This window comes from Coleofasciculus sp. FACHB-1120, from assembly GCF_014698845.1.
In the GTDB taxonomy this organism is placed as follows: Bacteria; Cyanobacteriota; Cyanobacteriia; order Cyanobacteriales; family FACHB-T130; genus FACHB-T130.
This window is the reverse complement of record NZ_JACJTV010000031.1, coordinates 1-18,819: the sequence shown is the minus strand read 5'-3', so window position 1 is coordinate 18,819 and position 18,819 is coordinate 1. Positions and strand designations below refer to the sequence as shown.

14 protein-coding genes are annotated in these 18,819 nt (G+C 48.2%); 8 read left to right on the top strand and 6 right to left on the bottom strand.

Annotated features, from left to right (window positions below; translation table 11 throughout):
- Nucleotides 1-7: 7 nt before the first annotated feature.
- Nucleotides 8-157, top strand: a complete 150-nt coding sequence (locus tag H6H02_RS21425) for a hypothetical protein (protein ID WP_190821537.1) — start codon at nucleotides 8-10, stop codon at nucleotides 155-157.
- Here H6H02_RS21425 and H6H02_RS21420 read toward each other — a convergent pair.
- Together H6H02_RS21420 and H6H02_RS21415 are read right to left on the bottom strand one after the other, a co-directional pair.
- Nucleotides 154-2,376, bottom strand: a complete 2,223-nt coding sequence (locus H6H02_RS21420; RefSeq protein WP_190821534.1) for a flotillin domain-containing protein — start codon at nucleotides 2,374-2,376, stop codon at nucleotides 154-156. The two genes, H6H02_RS21425 and H6H02_RS21420, sit on opposite strands and share 4 nt — an antisense overlap.
- A 175-nt stretch (nucleotides 2,377-2,551) precedes the next feature.
- Nucleotides 2,552-3,256 carry an OB-fold-containig protein gene (locus H6H02_RS21415; protein ID WP_190821528.1) on the bottom strand — a complete coding sequence of 235 codons (705 nt, stop codon included), beginning with the start codon at nucleotides 3,254-3,256 and terminating at the stop codon, nucleotides 2,552-2,554.
- A gap of 517 nt (nucleotides 3,257-3,773) precedes the next feature.
- Here H6H02_RS21415 and H6H02_RS21410 point away from each other — a divergent pair.
- The 5 genes from H6H02_RS21410 to H6H02_RS21390 all read left to right on the top strand — a co-directional run bounded on the left by H6H02_RS21410 (nucleotide 3,774) and on the right by H6H02_RS21390 (nucleotide 10,274).
- Nucleotides 3,774-4,013, top strand: coding sequence for a hypothetical protein (locus H6H02_RS21410; protein ID WP_190821527.1), 240 nt, complete (start codon nucleotides 3,774-3,776; stop codon nucleotides 4,011-4,013).
- A 117-nt stretch (nucleotides 4,014-4,130) separates the two neighbouring features.
- Nucleotides 4,131-6,584, top strand: a complete 2,454-nt coding sequence (locus H6H02_RS21405; protein WP_190821525.1) for an endonuclease MutS2 — start codon at nucleotides 4,131-4,133, stop codon at nucleotides 6,582-6,584.
- A 143-nt stretch (nucleotides 6,585-6,727) separates the two neighbouring features.
- A complete protein-coding gene (locus H6H02_RS21400) occupies nucleotides 6,728-7,318 on the top strand; it encodes a DUF3038 domain-containing protein (RefSeq protein WP_190821521.1) in 591 nt (196 codons plus the stop codon).
- A 41-nt stretch (nucleotides 7,319-7,359) separates the two neighbouring features.
- On the top strand, nucleotides 7,360-9,012 hold the full coding sequence (locus H6H02_RS21395; protein ID WP_190821520.1) for a DUF4335 domain-containing protein: 1,653 nt from the start codon (nucleotides 7,360-7,362) through the stop codon (nucleotides 9,010-9,012).
- 302 nt (nucleotides 9,013-9,314) lie between these two features.
- Nucleotides 9,315-10,274, top strand: a complete 960-nt coding sequence (locus H6H02_RS21390) for a tetratricopeptide repeat protein (RefSeq protein WP_206757306.1) — start codon at nucleotides 9,315-9,317, stop codon at nucleotides 10,272-10,274.
- Nucleotides 10,275-10,331: 57 nt separating this feature from the next.
- Here H6H02_RS21390 and H6H02_RS21385 read toward each other — a convergent pair whose 3' ends face one another.
- Nucleotides 10,332-12,341 carry a hypothetical protein gene (locus tag H6H02_RS21385; protein ID WP_190821518.1) on the bottom strand — a complete coding sequence of 670 codons (2,010 nt, stop codon included), beginning with the start codon at nucleotides 12,339-12,341 and terminating at the stop codon, nucleotides 10,332-10,334.
- Nucleotides 12,342-12,408: 67 nt separating this feature from the next.
- Between H6H02_RS21385 and H6H02_RS21380 the strand changes: the two genes are divergently transcribed.
- Nucleotides 12,409-15,798 (top strand): alpha-mannosidase, encoded by a 3,390-nt coding sequence (locus tag H6H02_RS21380; RefSeq protein ID WP_190821517.1) that lies wholly within the window; start codon nucleotides 12,409-12,411, stop codon nucleotides 15,796-15,798.
- A 12-nt stretch (nucleotides 15,799-15,810) separates the two neighbouring features.
- Entirely contained in the window at nucleotides 15,811-16,359 is a 549-nt protein-coding gene (locus H6H02_RS21375) for a GAF domain-containing protein (protein WP_190821512.1), read from the top strand.
- A 494-nt stretch (nucleotides 16,360-16,853) separates the two neighbouring features.
- On the opposite strand, the gene H6H02_RS21365 is transcribed toward H6H02_RS21375, so the two are convergent.
- From H6H02_RS21365 to H6H02_RS21355, 3 genes are all read right to left on the bottom strand, one after another.
- A complete protein-coding gene (locus tag H6H02_RS21365) occupies nucleotides 16,854-17,324 on the bottom strand; it encodes a regulatory protein RecX (protein WP_190821510.1) in 471 nt (156 codons plus the stop codon).
- Nucleotides 17,325-17,515: 191 nt separating this feature from the next.
- On the bottom strand, nucleotides 17,516-18,283 hold the full coding sequence (locus H6H02_RS21360) for a Mut7-C RNAse domain-containing protein (RefSeq protein WP_190821509.1): 768 nt from the start codon (nucleotides 18,281-18,283) through the stop codon (nucleotides 17,516-17,518).
- 184 nt (nucleotides 18,284-18,467) lie between these two features.
- The gene (locus H6H02_RS21355; RefSeq protein ID WP_190821507.1) at nucleotides 18,468-18,749 is read right to left on the bottom strand and encodes a transposase; all 282 of its coding nucleotides are present in this window, start codon (nucleotides 18,747-18,749) and stop codon (nucleotides 18,468-18,470) included.
- Between the last annotated feature and the right edge of the window lie 70 nt (nucleotides 18,750-18,819).

Genomic DNA, 18,819 nt, shown 5'->3' with positions numbered 1-18,819 from the left:
TTCGTGAGTGGCATCTTCCCAAAGTAGAGCAGTATTCGCCTTGCTTGGGTTGTTGCAAGGAACCCCACCCCCAACCCCTCCCCGCTTGCGGGGAGGGGAGCCGGAGCCACAGGCGATGGCGGGGTGGGGTTCCGGCTCTACTCAACCGACAATCTAATTTCCGCTGTTTTTGCGATCGTCTTTTCCAGTTTCTAAATTCCCTAGAGGCTTGGGTAGCGGTGGGGGAGGCGTTGGCATTGTTACCAGCGTTTGGACTGATGGCTCTTTTTTAGGGGGTGTCTGGGGAATACTAGGCGTTGGTTTTTGGGAGGAATCGCCTGTTATCACCTCAGTGGGAATACTACCGTTGTTGCTACGAACCAGATTACTAACTTGACCAATTAATGAGCCTAATTTGCCATCTTCTAGCAAGGTGTTAATTAAGGCTAAACCGCTGGTGGATAGTAACATTTTGTTGATGTCACCGGCACCGTTGCCGTTGCTGCCATTTGCACCGGGGAAGGAGTAAATTCGGGCATCGCCGATAACTCCTGGTTGAGGTGCCAATGCCTTGACAATTTCTGGCAGTTTATCTGCTAGATCGGGCCAAACTGTGGTGATAATCTTGGCAGTGAGGTTAGCGTCGCTAATCGTATTTTGGGCACTAATTTGGGCTTGAATCCCTTCAGCTTCGGCTAAAGCTCTGTCGCGGTTGGCATCGGCTAGGGTACGAATTGCTTCGGCTTCTAGTTCTGCTGCTTGTTGGGCGATTTCGGCTTGCCTTCTGCGTCGGAAAGCGTCAATTTCGACAACGTTGCGATCGCTAATACTCTTCTCTTGGGCTTCTCGTTCGGCAGCAATAATGGAAAGCTGTTTGTCCCGTTCGGCTTTCTCAACAGCACTTGCCGTTGTCACAGATGATTCTGCTCTCGCTTGTTGTGCCTCCGCGACAAAGCTTTCCCGTTTTTTGTTCGCGACTGCGATCGCTACCTCTTCTTGGGCAATTCTTGACAGTTTTTCTGACTCCGCTACCTGCACTTGCGCTTGCAATTTCGAGGATTCTACTGTCTGTAGACGAATAATTTCCGCCATTTCTGCTTCTTGTTTTTGCAGTGTTTGCGCCACCTTGAATTGTTTATTGCGTTCCTCTAGGGAAATATCTGCCTCAATTTGGCTTTGTTGTACTGCCAGTTTTTTGTTAATTTCTTCCTCTTGAATGATGCGTTGGCGGGTTATTTCCGCAACTTCCGCTTCTTGTTTTTGCAGTGCTTGCGCCACCTTGAGCTGTTTATTGCGTTCCTCTAGGGAAATATCTGCCTCAATTTGGCTTTGTTGTACTCCCAATTTCTTGCGAATTTCTTCTTCTTCAACGGATTTAAGCTGCAAAATCTTGGTACGCTGCACCGTGGCGGCTTCTCTGTCTTTCGATTCTTGTATTTCCCGCTGTTTTTGAGCTTTGAGTGCTTCTACTTGTAACTGTTGCTCTTGTTTGGCGTTTTCTTTCTCTTGCTCAATTTGGAGCGATCGCTTTTGGGCATCCAGTTCTTTTTGCTCAATGGTAACTTGAGTGGTTAATTCAACTTCTCGTTTTTGTTGAATCGAGCGTTGAATCGTTTCAGTCCGCAGTCGCACACCTTGAGCATCGAAAAAGTTATTCGTATCGTAGGTATCGCTTTCTTCAATTTCTGAAATGGCAATATTGTTTAGCGTCAAACCTACTTTCTTCAAATCTTGCTGAACTAAATTTAAAACAGCATCAGCAAACCCAATCTTGTCTGAATCAATCTCGGCTAGACTCTTATTTTTCGCCGCTGCCCGAATCGCATCATCCGCCCGTTTTTCCAAAGCATCTTTAATATCTTCCGGCGTAATTTTCCCAGCTCTAGATAGCCTAGCTGCCGCCGTTAAAACATCTTGTTCATCAGCATTGATGCAGACATAGAATGTCACCCGCATATTTGCCCGCAGGTAATCTTGAGTACGAACTGCCAACTTCCCTGTACGTTCAACATCAATAGAAATTTCTCGCAAAGGGACGCGGGTAAGCTGATGAAATCCTGGTAGTACAACGCAACCGCCATAGAGTATGACGGATTTACTTTTAATGAAAACGCCGCCAGTTCTCACAAAAGCTTCGTTGTTGGGTGTAACAACATAAACTCGCGTATACGCCCAAATGCTAAATAGCAGTAATAAAACCAAAGCACCAATAATTCCAGGGAAGACAATCCCACTTCCCAGTTGGGCAACCGTTGGTTGTACTGGGGATGGCAGTGTTTGAGCGATTAAAGTAGACTCATTTTTGGATAAATTTGTCTCACTTTGCCATTGTTTCTGAGAAAGTTCAGATGTGGTGGCAATCGGTAAGGATTGAATGAATGTAAGCCAAAATAGCATGATTTTGAAGAAGTAGTTGGTTAGTTGTTAGTTTTTCTGGCGTTTGGAAGTCGCGGCTATACACAGGAAACCTACCTACACAGGTTGAACTTCTATCGGCGTTAGCGTCGCGTGCGCGTAAGCGCATAGGCGGACTTTGTTTGTATAGCGGTGAATTTTATTCTTCAGGGATTGATTACTTAATTTTGTATGCATTTTCTAGCCAATGTTCTTGGTCGAGACTATCTTTGGCGACGACTAAATAATGGTGTTCCAAACGTTCAATGACTAAGACTTTTTCATTGCGACGCGGGAGAACCGTTGCCCAATCAGGTAAAGTGGCGCTGATGGTGACAAGATTTCGCGCTGAATCGATGACATCTACCTGACCAATTTTGCCTCTGTGTTTATGGGGAATAAAGGCAGAACTCACGGTGCCGAAGCAACCAATTAAGCGATCGCTACTGGCATCTTCCCCAAAGGCGGCAAAGATTTTACCTAGAGGTCGAGCAATCAACCCCCCTAGAAATAGGCTGATCGCCATTGAACTTAATAACACCACTCCCCCTAACCCAAAAAAACGATAGGGGATGCCACCTGTGAGGCTGCCAACCCAGACATTAAGCATCCAGCCGATGACACCCCAGAGACTAAAGTCAGTTCCTAATAATAGGATTAGCGGCGCTTTGCCAATGCCTAACCATCCCAAAATTTCCAAAGAGTTGAAGCTACCATCCGTGTCGGTGTCTACGTCTATAACATCTACGTCGGTATCTATGTCAGCGTCTATATCGGCATCTATGTCGGAGTCTCCTCCACCGGAAACAATCACCAATAGGAATAAAAGGACTCCCATCCCTAGCAACATCCAGTAGGGTAGGTTGGCTGAATTAAACAGCATGAATGCCTAGTGTCCTTAATTGAGTTGAGTTAGAAATTCCATCGTTTCAAGACTTACGGAGGAAAGTCCTTAATGGAGAAGTTCGTCTTTGCGCTTCATTGATTAATTAAACTGACTGCACTTCGATCATCTCAGAGCGGTATTGGCGATTCAGCTCAGTTGTTGGCTCAGTTGTTGGCTCACTCATTGGCTCAGTCTGCCTGAAGCTGAAACTGTAGGTTTCACCTAATCTGGGTAATCCCTAGCCTTGATCAAACAGCTTTCTTAAAGTTGCACATTGGGTGAACTGAGATAAAACATCACCAGCCTAGCCGCAATTCCAGAAAAACCGGAAAAACGATAACTTTGTTTAATTTGTATTCTCTAAGAAGAGAATTTTAGGGTCTAAATTCAAATAATCTATAAATAACATCCCTCTAAAGAAAGATGTTGAAAGCAATAAACTTCAGTAACGGGATAGAGGCGGGTCGCTAAAGCCTGTTTTAGGTTGAAACAACTATCTTCATCAGGAACGCAAATGTCTGCATCTACGAACAAGTCAACTCTGGCTTGCTATTTCACAGTGATGCAAATGCCGATGAGGCAGCGCGATTTGCAAGCACTTACTGACATATTTGATGATTTTGACACAGAGGAGCTGATGCACTTGGATGCGATCGCTCCCTTAGAGTCAGCCGGATTTTTGGAACCTTGGGAGGAAACCGGGTGGGTGACACTTCCCGAAAGCCAGTATGAGTTGGAAGGTGCCCTTGCGTAAACAAAGCGGTGCTGGCGGATGTTTGTTCTTGCGCGGTCAGTTCTCGCGCGGTCAGTTAATCAGAGCTTAAAATTAATATAGATAAGCACTTGAATATTTAGATATAGCTTTTAAGCTTTGATTCAATCTGAGACCTTAGAATTACTCGAATGGCCCCGCCTGTGTCAGCATTTGTCTACCTTTGCTGCCACTAAGTTGGGCGCGATCGCTGCCAATCATCTGCAAATCCCAGCGACTCAGCCAGAGAGCCTGCAACTGATCGCCCAAACTCAGGAAGTTTACCAGTTGGAGAATCGTATTTCTCCAGGGTTGAGTTTTGAAGGAATTCAGGATATCGGAGATTCTTTGGAGCGGGCAGAACTTCAGGGAATTTTAGCAGGGGAAGAGTTGCTCGCGATCGCGACCACCCTGGCTGGAGTCAGGCGTCTGCGGCGCATTATTGACGATCAAGAAGACGTGCCAGTGCTGGAAGCGCTGGTTGCCGATATCCGCACCTATCCAGAATTAGAGCAGGAAATTAACCATTGTATCGATGAGCGGGGAGACGTAGCCGATAGGGCAAGTGCCAAGCTGGGCGGGATTCGCATCCAACTGCGGCAGCTGCGCGGTCGCATTTATCAGATATTGCAGGGGATCTTGCAGCGCCAAGCCAATGCAGTGCAGGAACAGACGATCAAACAACGGGGCGATCGCTTCGTGATTCCCGTCAAAGCACCGCAAAAAGACGCTATTCCCGGCATCGTCCACGATACTTCCAGTAGCGGCGCGACGCTATTTATCGAACCGAATGCGATCGTGCAATTGGGCAATCAATTGCGGCAGTTGCGCCGTCAAGAACAAGTGGAAGAGGAAGCCATCCGCCAAGCGCTGACGGCACAAGTAGCAGCCGTGAAGCCCGATTTAGAGCAGTTGTTGGCAGTGGCGACCACTTTGGATTTGGCAACCGCTAGGGCACGATACAGCTATTGGTTAGAAGCGAATCCTCCCAGATTTATCGAACGCACTCCCCCAGAGCGGCAGGGGAACCGGGAAGAGGAGGATGGCGAATCCCCAACTCAAAATTCAAAATCGAAAATCGAAAATTCTATCACCCTGCGCCAGTTGCGCCATCCTTTATTGGTATGGCAACAACGACACGAAAACGGAGGGGCAGTCGTACCCGTAGATTTACTGATTCAGCCGGAGATTCGGGTCGTAACGATAACAGGGCCGAATACCGGCGGCAAAACCGTTACCCTAAAAACGCTGGGATTAGCCGCACTGATGGCAAAGGTGGGGTTATTTGTCCCGGCGCGGGAGCCGGTAGAATTGCCTTGGTTTGATTTGGTGCTGGCAGATATTGGGGATGAGCAATCTTTAGAGCAGAGTTTATCGACTTTTTCTGGGCATATTCGTCGCATCAGCCGAATTACCGAGGGAATGACCCCAAATTCCCTAGTTTTGCTAGATGAAGTGGGAGCGGGAACCGATCCGGCAGAAGGGAGTGCTTTAGCGATCGCGCTTTTACAATATCTGGCAGACCATGCCAATCTCAGCATTGCAACCACTCACTTCGGCGAACTCAAAGCGCTCAAATATGAAGACGAGCGGTTTGAAAATGCCTCGGTAGAATTTGACGATCGAACCCTCAGCCCCACTTATCGACTGTTGTGGGGAATTCCGGGACGTTCTAACGCCCTGACGATTGCGCGACGCTTGGGATTGAAGGGGGAAATTGTCGAACAAGCGCAAACTTATGTGGGAGGTGCTTCAGAAGACATCAACCAAGTGATTGCTGGACTCGAAGCACAACGGCGCAATCAAGAAACCAAAGCCGCCCAAGCGAGTCAGTTGTTGCAGCAAGCCGAGCGTTTTTATCAGGAGGTGTCCAGAAAAGCTGCCGCTTTGCAGGAACGGGAACAGCAGCTCAAACTGTCCCAAGAACGCGCTGTACAGGAAGCCTTAATTCAAGCCAAAGGAGAAATCGCCCAAGTCATTCGGCGGTTACAGCAAGGCTCAGCCACCGCTCAAGATGCCCAAAGTGCAACCAACGCCTTGAATGAAATTGCCGAACGTTATTTGCCCTCGCCGCCGCCGAAACCCAAGCCGGGATTTAAACCAAAAATGGGCGATCGCGTCCGGATTCCCCGCTTGGGACAAACCGCCGAAGTGCTGAGCAATCCAGACGAAGAGGGTCAGATGAGCGTGCGATTTGGGTTAATGAAAATGACCGTCTCCCTGGAAGATATCGAATCTTTGGACGGTCAAAAACCCGATCCCATCGCCAAAGCCAAACCGGCGGCGACTCCAAAAGAGCCACCCGCACCCCCCAAACCCCAACCCACGATTCGCACCTCCAAAAATACCGTCGATATTCGGGGGAGTCGAGTGCCTGATGCCGAGATGGCATTAGAAAAAGCGATCGCCCAAGCAATGGATGCGGGATGTGTCTGGATTATCCACGGCAAGGGAACTGGACGGCTGCGAGAAGGGGTTCATGAATTCTTGAAACAGCATCCTCTCATCGAGCGTTTTGAATTAGCTGGCACTCCAGAAGGTGGCACGGGGGTCACAATCGCCTATATTAAGTAGCGAATTACTAATGGTTTATTGTTTAAAAACAGTCAGCCATTCGCCATGAGCGACGACCGGAAACTTACTCAAAACCGCGATAGTCTGGTTTCAAGACTCGTAACGGCGAAGTTATAACCAGTTGCGTCACCTAAGCTAAAAATATGCCCTCCATCGTGAAGACACCAACGACGCCAACCCCCCACTGGGAGGATTTACCTCTTGCTTCCGCGCCAGATCCCGTACAGTTGGACAATATCAAAGCCCAACTGGATTTAATTTTATTGGCACTCGAAGCATTGGCAGGCATCGGTTCCGACGCGATACTCCAAGCCGCAGCACAATTGAATTTAGAGTCAATGGTGGCAGATCGGGTGGCTTTGTGGCGATTGCGCCAGTCCAACCCCATGCGGAAGAGTTCGGGAGGGCGGAAAAAGTTAGATGTGGAGGAAGCGCGATCGCTTGTTTTAATCATCTGTCACCTTGCCGGACAGCAGCAAGAGCTAATCCGACGTGCCGTTGCCTTGCTCGAACAGCTAGCCGAGCAAAACCGGGAACCCCACGAAGCTTCTTTACTGGGAGATTATCTTGATGCCTTCAGCAACACTTACCAGGAACGCATGGACGAAGAAGAAAATGTATCGTCCGACGCTCTGAGCCACTTGGCTTTGAAACTTCTCATCGATCTCCTGTTCTACAGTAGCCCCAATGGTCATCGGCGTCTCTGGTTAGCACTTTTGGATCGCGCCCGCTAGCAATTCACACTTAGCAATTAGCAATCCTCTCAATTAGCAAAATGGTTTTGCGTCGCTATACACCCCCTACTTGCACGTTGGAAATCCAGGCGAAAGATTCGCCCCTGTCTCGCTGGGCAGGCCAACCCGTGCTGAAGCATCTACGATTTGAGCTAAGCTTTGACGATCCGCGACAGCCAGAAGATCGACGAGTGACGATCGGCGGAAATCGCGCTCAATTAGAAAGCCTGTGCGAAACCGTTAGCATTTACGTGCAGGACTTCCTTCAGCAATCCCCGCGATCGCAGCCGGTGGCACATCAAATGCCCGTAGGCGAGCCGATGGTCGCGGCTGCTGCCCCCGCCCAAGCGGCAACCATTCTTTCCCCGCCCGAATCTCCCCATCCTCAAACCTTTGTCCCTTATCTGCAACCGAGGGGACTTTTGTCCCATGACCTATTTTTGGGGCATTTGGCGACTGAAGAAACGGGACCCGTGGTAACGCTGAGTGCGCTGCAACTCTTCGACTTAGCCACGGCTTTGGATGAATACAAGGCGGAATTGGTGGCATTGCCTCCCTTGAGCCGCACCCAGTGGTTGAAAAATCCACCCATCTGGACTCGGACGGCAGCCATCTTTCTGTTGGGGGTGGGTATAACAGCAGCCACGCTCAAGCTGTTAAACCAGCCGAGTCCGACTGTCATCTCCTCTGCACCGGCACCCACGCCATTGCCCACCACCCCGGCACCCGTGCCCGGTTCCACCGAGGTGTTGCCGGTGCCGACAACACCAACCCCAACGACGGGAGTGCCGACGCCTCCTCCTTTGTCCTCTGCGTCGCCGACGCCGACGGGGTCTCCTTCGTCCATTTTGTTATCTCCGACTCCTCTGAGTACGCCGACGCCTTTCAATGCCACAAGCCCAGGGGTCGTCGTTGTTCCTCGGAATCCTCCTGGAAATTCCAGCCCCGTTTTCAGCAATCTGCCCCCGATTCAACAACGTTCTGCCCCAGAGGGAAGAGCTGTTTTCCAGCCCCCTCCTCCCAGTAACTTCCCTCCCATCCCGAAACCCCCGGCTGAACAGCCAAGACAGGCGATTCGCAACAATCTTCCCTTCGAGCCGATCCCCAGTAGCGGCGGGGTGACAGCGCCCCGAACCGGACAACCGGCTCCCGGTTCCATCGCCTCCAGTTCTGAGGGTGCAAACCAGTCTGCATCCCCCAATGCCCCCGGCATTCCTGCCGCGCCTCCTCCGCTTCCAAATCTGCCGTCGCTTGCCAGCCTTCCTGCGGAAAGCGAGGCGGCAAATAACCGCGAACTGAGTCCCGGTGCGACTCGCGGCAGCGTTGCCCCACCCGCGGCGAAACGCGGGAGCGAATCTGGAAGCGATCGCGCCCAAACCAGTAGCGATCGCGCCCGGAATGACCGGCTATTTGACACGATTCCCCAAGTCGCACAAGTGCGGGACTATTTTCAACAGCAATGGAAACCACCCGCCGATTTGACCCAAACACTGCAATACTATCTCCGGCTGAATCCAGATGGCTCCATCGAGCGCATTCAACCCCTAGGAGAAGCGTCAGTCAAGTATATTGACCGTACGGGGATGCCAGTACCGGGGAAACCGTTTGTTTCTCCCATCGAAGGCGAGCGCAACGCCCACATCCGGGTAGTTCTTGGCCCCGATGGCAAGGTGGAAACGTTTCAGGAACCTTAAGTGGGTTGCTGATTGAGAAAAATCGAATTTTTGAGAAACCGGGTTTTAAAAAACCTGGTTTTTTTTGTTTTCTAACAAATTAATCTAGCAATTCTTGATGAAAGGCAGGGGTGAGGTTCCTATTTTGCAAGTGCGAACCGCTATATATAGCTTTGCTGACATAGTACAAGATTTGTAAAGCCTGAAAATTCAAGATATTGTGCGGATTTACCTGTATTTTTAGCATTAACCCCCAAAAAGAACCGATTTTTATGTGGCAGTGCAGAGGAGAATTAGGCAACAATAAATCCATCTATTGATAGATGAATCGCTCTATGAGAGAAGAACGTCTCGAAGCCTATCTCAATCTCATTCAAGTGCTACTCAGTTCTTCCAGCGGCGAGGAAATGGAGATTTTGCAGACGAACCAAGCGCTCATTGATGCCGGGTTGGTGCAGACCATGGAAGCCGTAGCCGCAATGCTGGCAGATCGGGGCGATGGAGACGCGGCGGAGTGGTTGCGGAATGTAGCAGCGCCGATGGTTACAGAAATGGGGTTATTATCGGCACCCACCGTTGTTAAGAGGATTCCCGCATCGCCTCTAGAATTCTTAACTGAGGTATTGCAAGCAACCGCAGATAGCAATGGCGATCGCAAAGTCGTGTATCCGCTGTTACAAGCAAATCTCGACCAACTGAATGAGAAACTGGCTGAGATATTGCACCGTTGGGCAATGGGAATTCTGCCGCAAGTTGAACCCCAAGAAGCAAAATTTATTGCGGCGACTATCGGCGGATTCAGCAACCTGATGGCGCAATTTCCGCAGGGAGACAAGGCGAACAACTCGGAGATTGCTATCTCTGGCTACGAAATCGTGGTTACAGTTTTTACCCGCGAAGCGAGTCCCGAGGAATGGGCAACGACTCAAAATAATCTCGGTAATGCCTACCGCAATCGGATACAGGACGATTTCGCTGACAAAGATATGGCGGTACGCGCCGATCGTCTGGAACGAGCGATCGCGTGTTACGAACAGGCATTACAAATTTATACCCGCCAAGCCTTTCCCCAAGATTGGGCAATGACGCAAAATAATCTCGGAAATGCTTACCGCGACCGGATACGGGGAAATCGCGCTGATAATCTAGAACGAGCGATCGCGTGTTACAGGCAAGCATCGGAAATCTATACCCGCGAAGCGAGTCCCGACGAATGGGCGACAATCCAAAATAATTTGGCACTTGCTTCGGAAAAATGCGAAGCATCTAATTTGCCAATTTAGACCGTAGGAGAGGGGCACGCACAGAGTAGGGACGCTAAGATTCCGCCTCTATAACCCTTAGAATTTTTTCACCCAGTGCCACACTTTCACGAAGAAATTCTCCAGCCATAGCATCGCCTTATCCAGCCATTCCAGCAAATATTCTAGGGGGTGTTTGACGTATCCGGCTGGAGTCACCTCAGCCTCAATCCAGTCGGGCGAATGGGTGGCAAAGCTTGTCCGATTGCTTTGCGCGATCGCTGGCGATAGATTTGAAAGCGTCCCTTCGGCTTCCACTCTTGGCGTCTGGAAAGTAGGCGCTTTGGTAATTTTGCCGTCTTTTTTGCGAGATTTTTTGGTTGTAGAAGGAGTTGGTGTTGGACGCGCCGCCATTGGCTCAGGCGCAGTGGGTTTGCGGGGCGTCAAAATCGTTTGTTTGAAACTCAGGCGAAGCTTAATCGACTTCCAAACAGAATTCTCAGCAGGCATATCCGGCTGGTTGGCTCCGGGGAGGGCAGTCCGGGTCTTCTTTCCCGGCAGATGAGCTGACGGTTGCGCTTTGCCTGCCACCCTTGGTAAAGGGCGATGAGGGGCGGTTCGCGTTGGCTGCTTGCTGGTGGGTGCATCTGGCTGACCGAATAAATCATTCATGGTCAGCCAGGGATCTGCAACACCTGTTGCGCTTAATGCGGGATTCTTCCTTTGAGCAGAGGCTAAGGAGGCAGAAGCGCCACCTGATATCCGATTTGTTTGGCTGTAGGAATCAGAATCAATTTCTGGGGTAGATTCCCAAGGTAATTTTCCATTGCGCCTGCCAAAAAAGTAGTCAATTGCTGCCTGAATCAGCGCTTGAATATTGGGTGCTTGAGCGTCTGTAACATCGGGAGACGCCGGTTGTCGCATTGGTTGGCTGAATACAGCTTGTATCCGTTGTAAAGGCGATCGCGCAACGACCTCCATTTCCCCAGAACGGGGCGTTAGCTTCGCTAAAAAGTCTTTTTGCCGGACTTCGATTGCAACCATCGTCCGATCGAGGAAGATTAATGGCTGAAGCAGGAGGGATGAAGAAGGATGCGGGATGGTTCCAATTTCTTCTCTAGATGCGCTCAATCGCCTTCCAATTTCCGCTTCTCCGGTTGTTTCTTGCCCTTGCACCAGCGTTGACTCTTGGAAGAGATTGGCAGCGATCGCAACCGGCCCTTGTTGCACCCAGGCGATGACTCCCCAGAACAGACGCACGGGTGGTAACAGATGGCGCTGATTGACAGGAGGGCGAAGTTGTGCTGCAATTCCTTTCGCCGACGCTTGCACTAACCGCCACTGACGCCAGTAGTTTGCCAATTCCCAACGAATTCGCTGTTGTAATTTTTGCTGTTGTTCAGGGGTAAGAATATCTAAAATTTGATTGTCAGCGGTGACGAGTACCACGGAACGGGTAGCGAGTTGTGTCGCAACTCCCCGAACGACAATTTGATTGCGTAATGCCGCCGCTAAGGATTGTCCGTTGCTGGTTCCCGCCGCCGCTTTGGGCTGTAGCGTTTGCACGACAACAGTTTCCGGGAGATTGAGCGGGGGAAGGGTTAAATTTGAGGAGATTGAATGACTCGATCCGCCCGCAGCGCTACGATCGAAAAATTGGAATCCAAAATATGTCGTAGAGACACGATTAATCGCATCTGCAACTTGACTGAAAATTCCTGCTTTGTTACTAGCAGCAGCAACAGAATTTGCCGATGGATTTAAAGCGAATTCTGATTCTTCCTGACCCGCGATCGCTCGTAGCACTTCCTGAATTGGCGCGTCTGTCGGTGGCGGCGTTGGCGGCGAGTTAGGACGTTTTGTTCGGTCTTTTTTACCAGAATGTAATTGTGGGAATTTTTCTTGCGTCGCTTGTTGTAACTGACGCCCAGCTAATTGGGAAGTTTGAGCCAGCAGATACACCGGATAGAGGAGGATTTGCGCTCCCCAAACCGCTGCGACTTTCAGATTTCGCACAGCGCGATCGCTCTCATCCTTCAACTGGCGAGATTTTCGGGAGAGGAAATTAAATAATTTGCTTTTATACCGACCATTGGGAGGGGAGGACATTTTGCTAAATGCTAAATGTTAATTGCTAATTGCTAAAAATAGTAGATGCCCTGATTTTATCGAAAAGATGACCGATTCCAAGACACCTTTTGTAACGCCCTCATCCAGCCTCCTGAGCGAAGCGATTGAAAAACTCTCCGCGATGACTCAGGTTAACGTTCAGACCCGCTGGCGCTACTGTGCCGCAGACCTGACAGCAGATACAGTTCGCCAATCTGATTTCGGGACTGATTGGTTATCTGTGGAGTTGAATGCGAGGGGACATATTGCTTGGGAAGCGGGGCAAAAGGTGTTATGGCTTAGTCAAAAATTGATTATTCCCCAAGATTTACACCTGTATCCTTTATCAGGGTTGGCGTTGCGGCTGGTGCTAACTTGGTGGGCAGAAGACGCGCAAATTTTTGTCAATGGCGTCAAAGTGCAAGCGGGAGATTTATTCGATTGCTCAACGAGGGTACTGCTGAGTCCCGCTGTCACGCCGGGTGAGGAGATTACCGTTGCCTTGCGCCTGGTAAGTCCCGGACATGATGATGGGGCGTTAGTGCGATCGCTCTGCGTATACGAATTTACCACCGACGAGCGGATTGAACCCGGTTTTGTTGCTGATGAGTTAGCTGTCTTACAGCGGTATTTAAAAACCTTTGAACCGGAAAAACTGGATATTTTGGCATCTGCTGTAGCTGAGATTGACTGGACAGCGCTGCCTGATGGACAAAAGTTTGAGCGATCGCTTTCCGCCCTCCGTGAAAATCTGCTCGACACGCTAGGGTCAACAGAATCTAAAATCCAAAATCTCAAATCTCAAATCTGTTTGCTCGGTCATGCTCACTTAGACTTAGCTTGGCTATGGCCTGTCAGCGATACCTGGGAAGCTGCTCAACGCACTTTTGAATCGGTTCTGAAACTCTTGCAAGAATTTCCCAAGCTGATTTTTTGCCATTCTACACCCGCACTTTATGCTTGGATTGAGCAACATCGCCCGGATTTATTTGCCGCCATTCAACAACAAGTTGCGGCTGGACGCTGGGAAGTTGTCGGCGGAATGTGGGTGGAACCGGAACTAAATATTATTAATGGCGAATCGATTATCCGCCAGTTGCTCTACGGTCAGCGTTACGTCTTAGAAAAATTTGGGCAATTGAGTACAGTTGCCTGGTTGCCAGATAGTTTTGGCTTTTGTGCCACGTTGCCCCAATTTCTGAAATCTGGCGGGATTGAATACTTTGTCACCCAAAAATTGCGCTGGAACGATACCACCAAGTTTCCCTATGAAGCATTTTGGTGGCGATCGCCCGATGGTTCCCAAATCTTCAGCCTCATGTCTGCTCCGATTGGTGAAGGCATTGACCCGATGAAGATGGCGTCTTATGCCTGTGATTGGGAAACCCAAACCAGTTTAAAAGAATGCCTCTGGCTTCCAGGTGTGGGGGATCATGGCGGTGGCCCTACCCGCGATATGTTGGAAGTCGCCCATCGTTGGGAAAAATCCCCCTTCTTTCCTCGTCTAGAATTCACGACATCTGAGCGTTATTTGCAGCAGATTAGCACTCAAAATCCCAACTCCAACGAAACTCAAAACTCAAGACTGTTCCCGGTTTGGGACGATGAACTCTATCTAGAATTCCATCGGGGTTGCTACACCACCCACGCCGATCAAAAGCGCTTTCAGCGTCGCAGTGAAGGCTTATTGTACCAAGCAGAACTTTTCGCTTCCTTGGCGAGTATCAGCATCGGTGCGCCTTATCCCAAGCAAGCCTTAGAATCTGCGTGGAAAAAGGTGCTATTTAATCAATTTCACGATATTCTCCCCGGTTCCTCCATTCCCCAAGTTTTTGTAGATGCGAATCGAGCTTGGCAAGAGGTGGAACAAGTGGGTTCGGAAATCGTACAGCAAGCCTTAAGAGCGATCGCAACTTCTATTGCCCTTCCCCCACCGCCGCAACCAGACGCCCTCCCGGTTATCGTCTTCAACTCCCTGAACTGGCAACGCTCGGAAGTCGTTGCCGTTCCCTTACCGGCGTCTAAACATCACTGGCAAGTTTACAACTTAGAAGGGAAACTGCTACCATCCCAGCTTTCTGAAGGCACGACGCTGTTATTTCTCGCTGAGAATATCCCATCAGTGGGTTATCGTCTCTTCTGGCTATATCCTCAAAACCTAGATCCTCAAGAGGAATTACCCTCAAAAAGGCAAGAACACGGGCAGCATAGCACTAGCTTTCCGGATTCTAATGCACATAATCGAGATAATATCAGATTTAGCGAAAAAAATTGCATTTTAGAAAATGACTTACTGCGGGTAATCGTTGATTCTCAAACAGGCGATTTAAGCAGTGTTTTTGACAAAATTAATCATCGAGAGATCCTCTCTCAAGTCGGAGGAAATCAACTCCAAGCCTTCCAAGATAGCGGTCAATATTGGGATGCTTGGAACATTGACCCCAACTATGCCCAACACCCCTTACCTCCCACCCAGCTAAAGTCAATTGAATGGGTAGAACAGGGGGCGGTGCAAACTCGTCTGCGCGTTGTGCGGCAGCTAGGCGAGTCGAAATTTTGCCAAGATTACGTCCTGCAAGCAGATTCGCCGCTACTGAAAATCGTCACGACTGTAGACTGGCAAGAACGCCACGTACTCGTAAAAGCCGCTTTCCCGCTTACCTTGACGGCGGATTCTGCTACTTACGAAATTCCTTGCGGCGCGATTGTGCGAAGCACACGCGACGCTAACGAGCGAACTACTCAGCCTCAAACACCCGCAGAAACCGCCAAATGGGAAGTTCCTGCCTTGCACTGGGCAGATTTAGCTGACAATGGCTATGGCGTTAGTTTGCTAAATGATTGTAAATACGGTTACGATGCCGAACCTTCTCAATTACGCCTCACCCTGTTACGAGGTTCTACTTGGCCCGATCCAGATGCAGACCAAGGTTGGCATCAATTCACCTATGCCCTCTATCCTCATCAATGTGGCTGGCAGTCAGCGCATACTGTGCGCCGAGGCTACGAGCTAAATTTACCGCTACAAGTGATGCTGCTGCCTTCGGTCGGCGAACAGAATTCGTCCTTACCCAATACTTCTCGGTTAATCTCTCCCCCAAAGAGTCTCGATCCCCCCTTACCCCCCTTAAAAAGGGGGGTGGAAGAACCCGATGCGAGAAATATGGCGTCCTTACCCCCCGTGGGTCAATTGTTAGACTTACATGCTGAAAATCTAATTCTGATCGCATTGAAGCAGTCAGAAGATAACTTGCGGCAGTGGATTTTGCGCTGTTATGAGTGTCACGGGGAAGAGGCACAGATGCAGTTGAATAGCGACTTGGATTTAGCGATCGCGCACCCAGTTGATTTGTTAGAGCGTCCCATCGATGCACCCGAAATGTTCGCTTCTGGGCAAATAGCCAGCATCCAGCCCTGGAAAATCGCTACTTTTGTAGTGAAACGAACAGACGGCTGAGAAAATAAGCGTATGAACAACCCAATACCACCAATTCTCGATAAAATTTTCAGCGAGGACAGTACACCTGATACTGTCTTTTCCGCCTTGCTGCCAGCTTTGGGTGAAGTGTTGCAGTGCGATCGCATTTTTCTCTACCTGCGCGATCCGCATACATCCATCGGGAAAGTTCCTTACTGTTGGCGTCGCACTCAAGAATATCCCAACATTCTTGACGCTGACTGGAAGAAAGAACCAGAATCTTTGCCAAAAGAAGATCCACTCTTTGCTGCGGCACTGCATACAAAACCTTCTGTCTTTGTCGAAGATGTAGAGACAGCGAATCCGGAAGTCGTTAACAAAGCTTTTGAACAAAAAGAATTTGGACATCGAGCATTAGTTCACGCTCACCTGTGCCAAGATAATTTGTTGTGGGGAATTCTGCAACCTTGTGTCTTTGGTCAGCCTAGAGTTTGGACGCCGGAAGACCGCTCTATTATGACCACAGTTACAGAGAAATTAACACCTCTTGCTGTTGCCTACATATTGGCAGCGAAGTCTTCCATACCCGCTAGGAGATAAATTCTCTGGCGATTAACACCGAAATGTAGAGATGCGATTCATCGCGTCTCTACTAAATATTGCTTGTCTCCAGAGCTGAATATAAATGAACCCGAATGTAGGGGTGTAGAATTCTACACCCCTACTCTTTACTTTTTACCTAGGTTCCTTACCTCGGTATATAATTGCCAAAATTGTTACGCTTGCACAACTCATAAAACTAATTAAGTTTCCATACATCAAAACCAAATCGTTTCGATAATACCCATAGAGAACCCCATTAAGCTGAATAAAATTAAAACCGAGAAAAGTAATTAAAGACAAATTTTTAGAACTCTTCGTTTGAACAATCCTTAAGGCTTGTGGAATAAATAAGCTGGCGTTAAACACCATACCCAACCCAAAAAACAAGGTGACAATATCTTTCATAGTAGATACAAACTAAAGGTGATAAAAAAATGCAAATTAAAAGTTTTTAAGATAATCTAGCAATACCAAATTACCAAACCGCTCCGTTACTCATTTTCTACTTGTTGTCTCTGCCATTGCTTCAAAACTTCAAAAGCATTAAAACCTCTATATTGCAAGTAATTTAATAGCTTGGCTTTGGTTTTTTGGTCGATAATTTGAAAATCATCAATTTTATACTTTCGCATGATCTTTGTCTTTAAACCATCCAGAGCGTCCGTTTCCTCACTTCCCTCTGCTTCGATTTGTTCGTTCCAAACTTGCTCGAATACCTCGGAGGAAATCCCTTTTTCCATACATTTGCGCCTTACCATAGATTTCCCATATTTGCCTTGAGAGTAGGCAATCAAGTTGGCGACTAAGCGCGTGTCGGATTGATAGTCTCTCTCTTGCAAATAATTGATAGCCTCGGAGATTTCATTTGGATCAAACCCCTTTAATTGTCCTTTCTTTAAAAGTTCGTAAGCACTGTAATCTCGGCGGGAGATCAGGCGAAAAAAATAGTCAGTACAACTCATTTATCAAACAGTTATTATGTTTATTGATTTTAACACATACAAAAGTTTAATTGTTGTATCGCAGTCTAGAATAATGTATGTTCAAAATATATTTTTAGGCACAAATACCCAAGAAATAATTATTTAAAAAATGAAATAAATTGTTAAAATTTGCCTTAAAATAATCAATGCGAATCGCAAAAAGCCAGCTTTTATACCCAATTCGATTCAACTGGCTTCGAGAAGATTATTCCTTGGATAAATTGCTGCATTTGTTCATAATGCGTGCCTTTCCAATAAACATGAGCGCATTCACGACAGCGGCTAAATTCATCAATAGATTGTTGGATATTGGGTGGCACTTGGTCAAGAATCGATTCCTTATCCACAGGTTCTAATAAACCATTGCAACGCAAACATCGTTGCAATGGTTTGACGAATTCAATTAGAGCAAAGCGTCCCATTATCTCGTCCACCTGTCGCTCTGGATTAGTTTCTCTGACATAATATCCATGTGTTACCAAACTACGCATCAATAGACCCTTATCGCGAGTCAAGAGAATTCGTTCTTCAGATGCCGAAATTTGGGCTAACTCTAGATCGTCATAGTCATTTCGATACAGGGTATCAAAACCCAACATTCGTAAAGATGTTGCTAGTTTCCCTAAATGAATATCGAGAACGAAACGAGGAAATTGTAGCGGTTGAGGACGAACGAGAGAGACGCTAGATGTCTTTTCAGTCGCCGCAGAAATTGGATAAACATGGATGCGATCGCTATCAGCCACAATATAGGAAAAATCGACGGGTTTACCGTTAACTTCGATATAATCCACTTCCGGATGAGGGACGCCAAAAGATTCGATCGTGTCCTTAATCGAGGCTCGTTCCTCAAAAACATGAGTAATGGTTACGTCCCGCTTTTTTCGTGGCAAGAAATCATTCAATTCTGCGTAAAAATTAAAATTTGCTTTAGCCATATTGAGAAATTAATACACCGTAGTTCAGAACTCCACCTCAACCCTCGTGAACAAAATTTATTCCTTATCTTCCTCCACTTGCGAGGGAATAGAGGGGGTATGGGGAAGGCGAAATCCTGAAATTCTACTTCCCCATGAAAAAAAGTTTTTCTTTACCTTTCCCCTGCCTGCGGGCAGGGCTGATTCATTGAAAAAAGGAAAATAAACGATGTACATCATGAGATAAATGTCGAAGCCCTTTAGTGATAGAAGGGAAACCCGCTTGACGAAACAAATTCAGTACGATTGTCCGCACAATGGCGAAATTAGCAGGGGCATAGCCATCGCACAAAGGAGCCTCATCCTCCTGGAGAACCGCGTCTTTAGACCAATGCAGCCGATTTTCAATGTGCCAGTGCTGGCGAATTCGTTCGGCAAAGCCAGCCGCATCTAGTAGTCCGCCACAAAGATTATGACAGGTTAACACAGGGATATAAGTCCTTGAGATTGACCCGTGCATCGGTGACACTGAAACGCCAGTTCACAGTAGCTTGCAC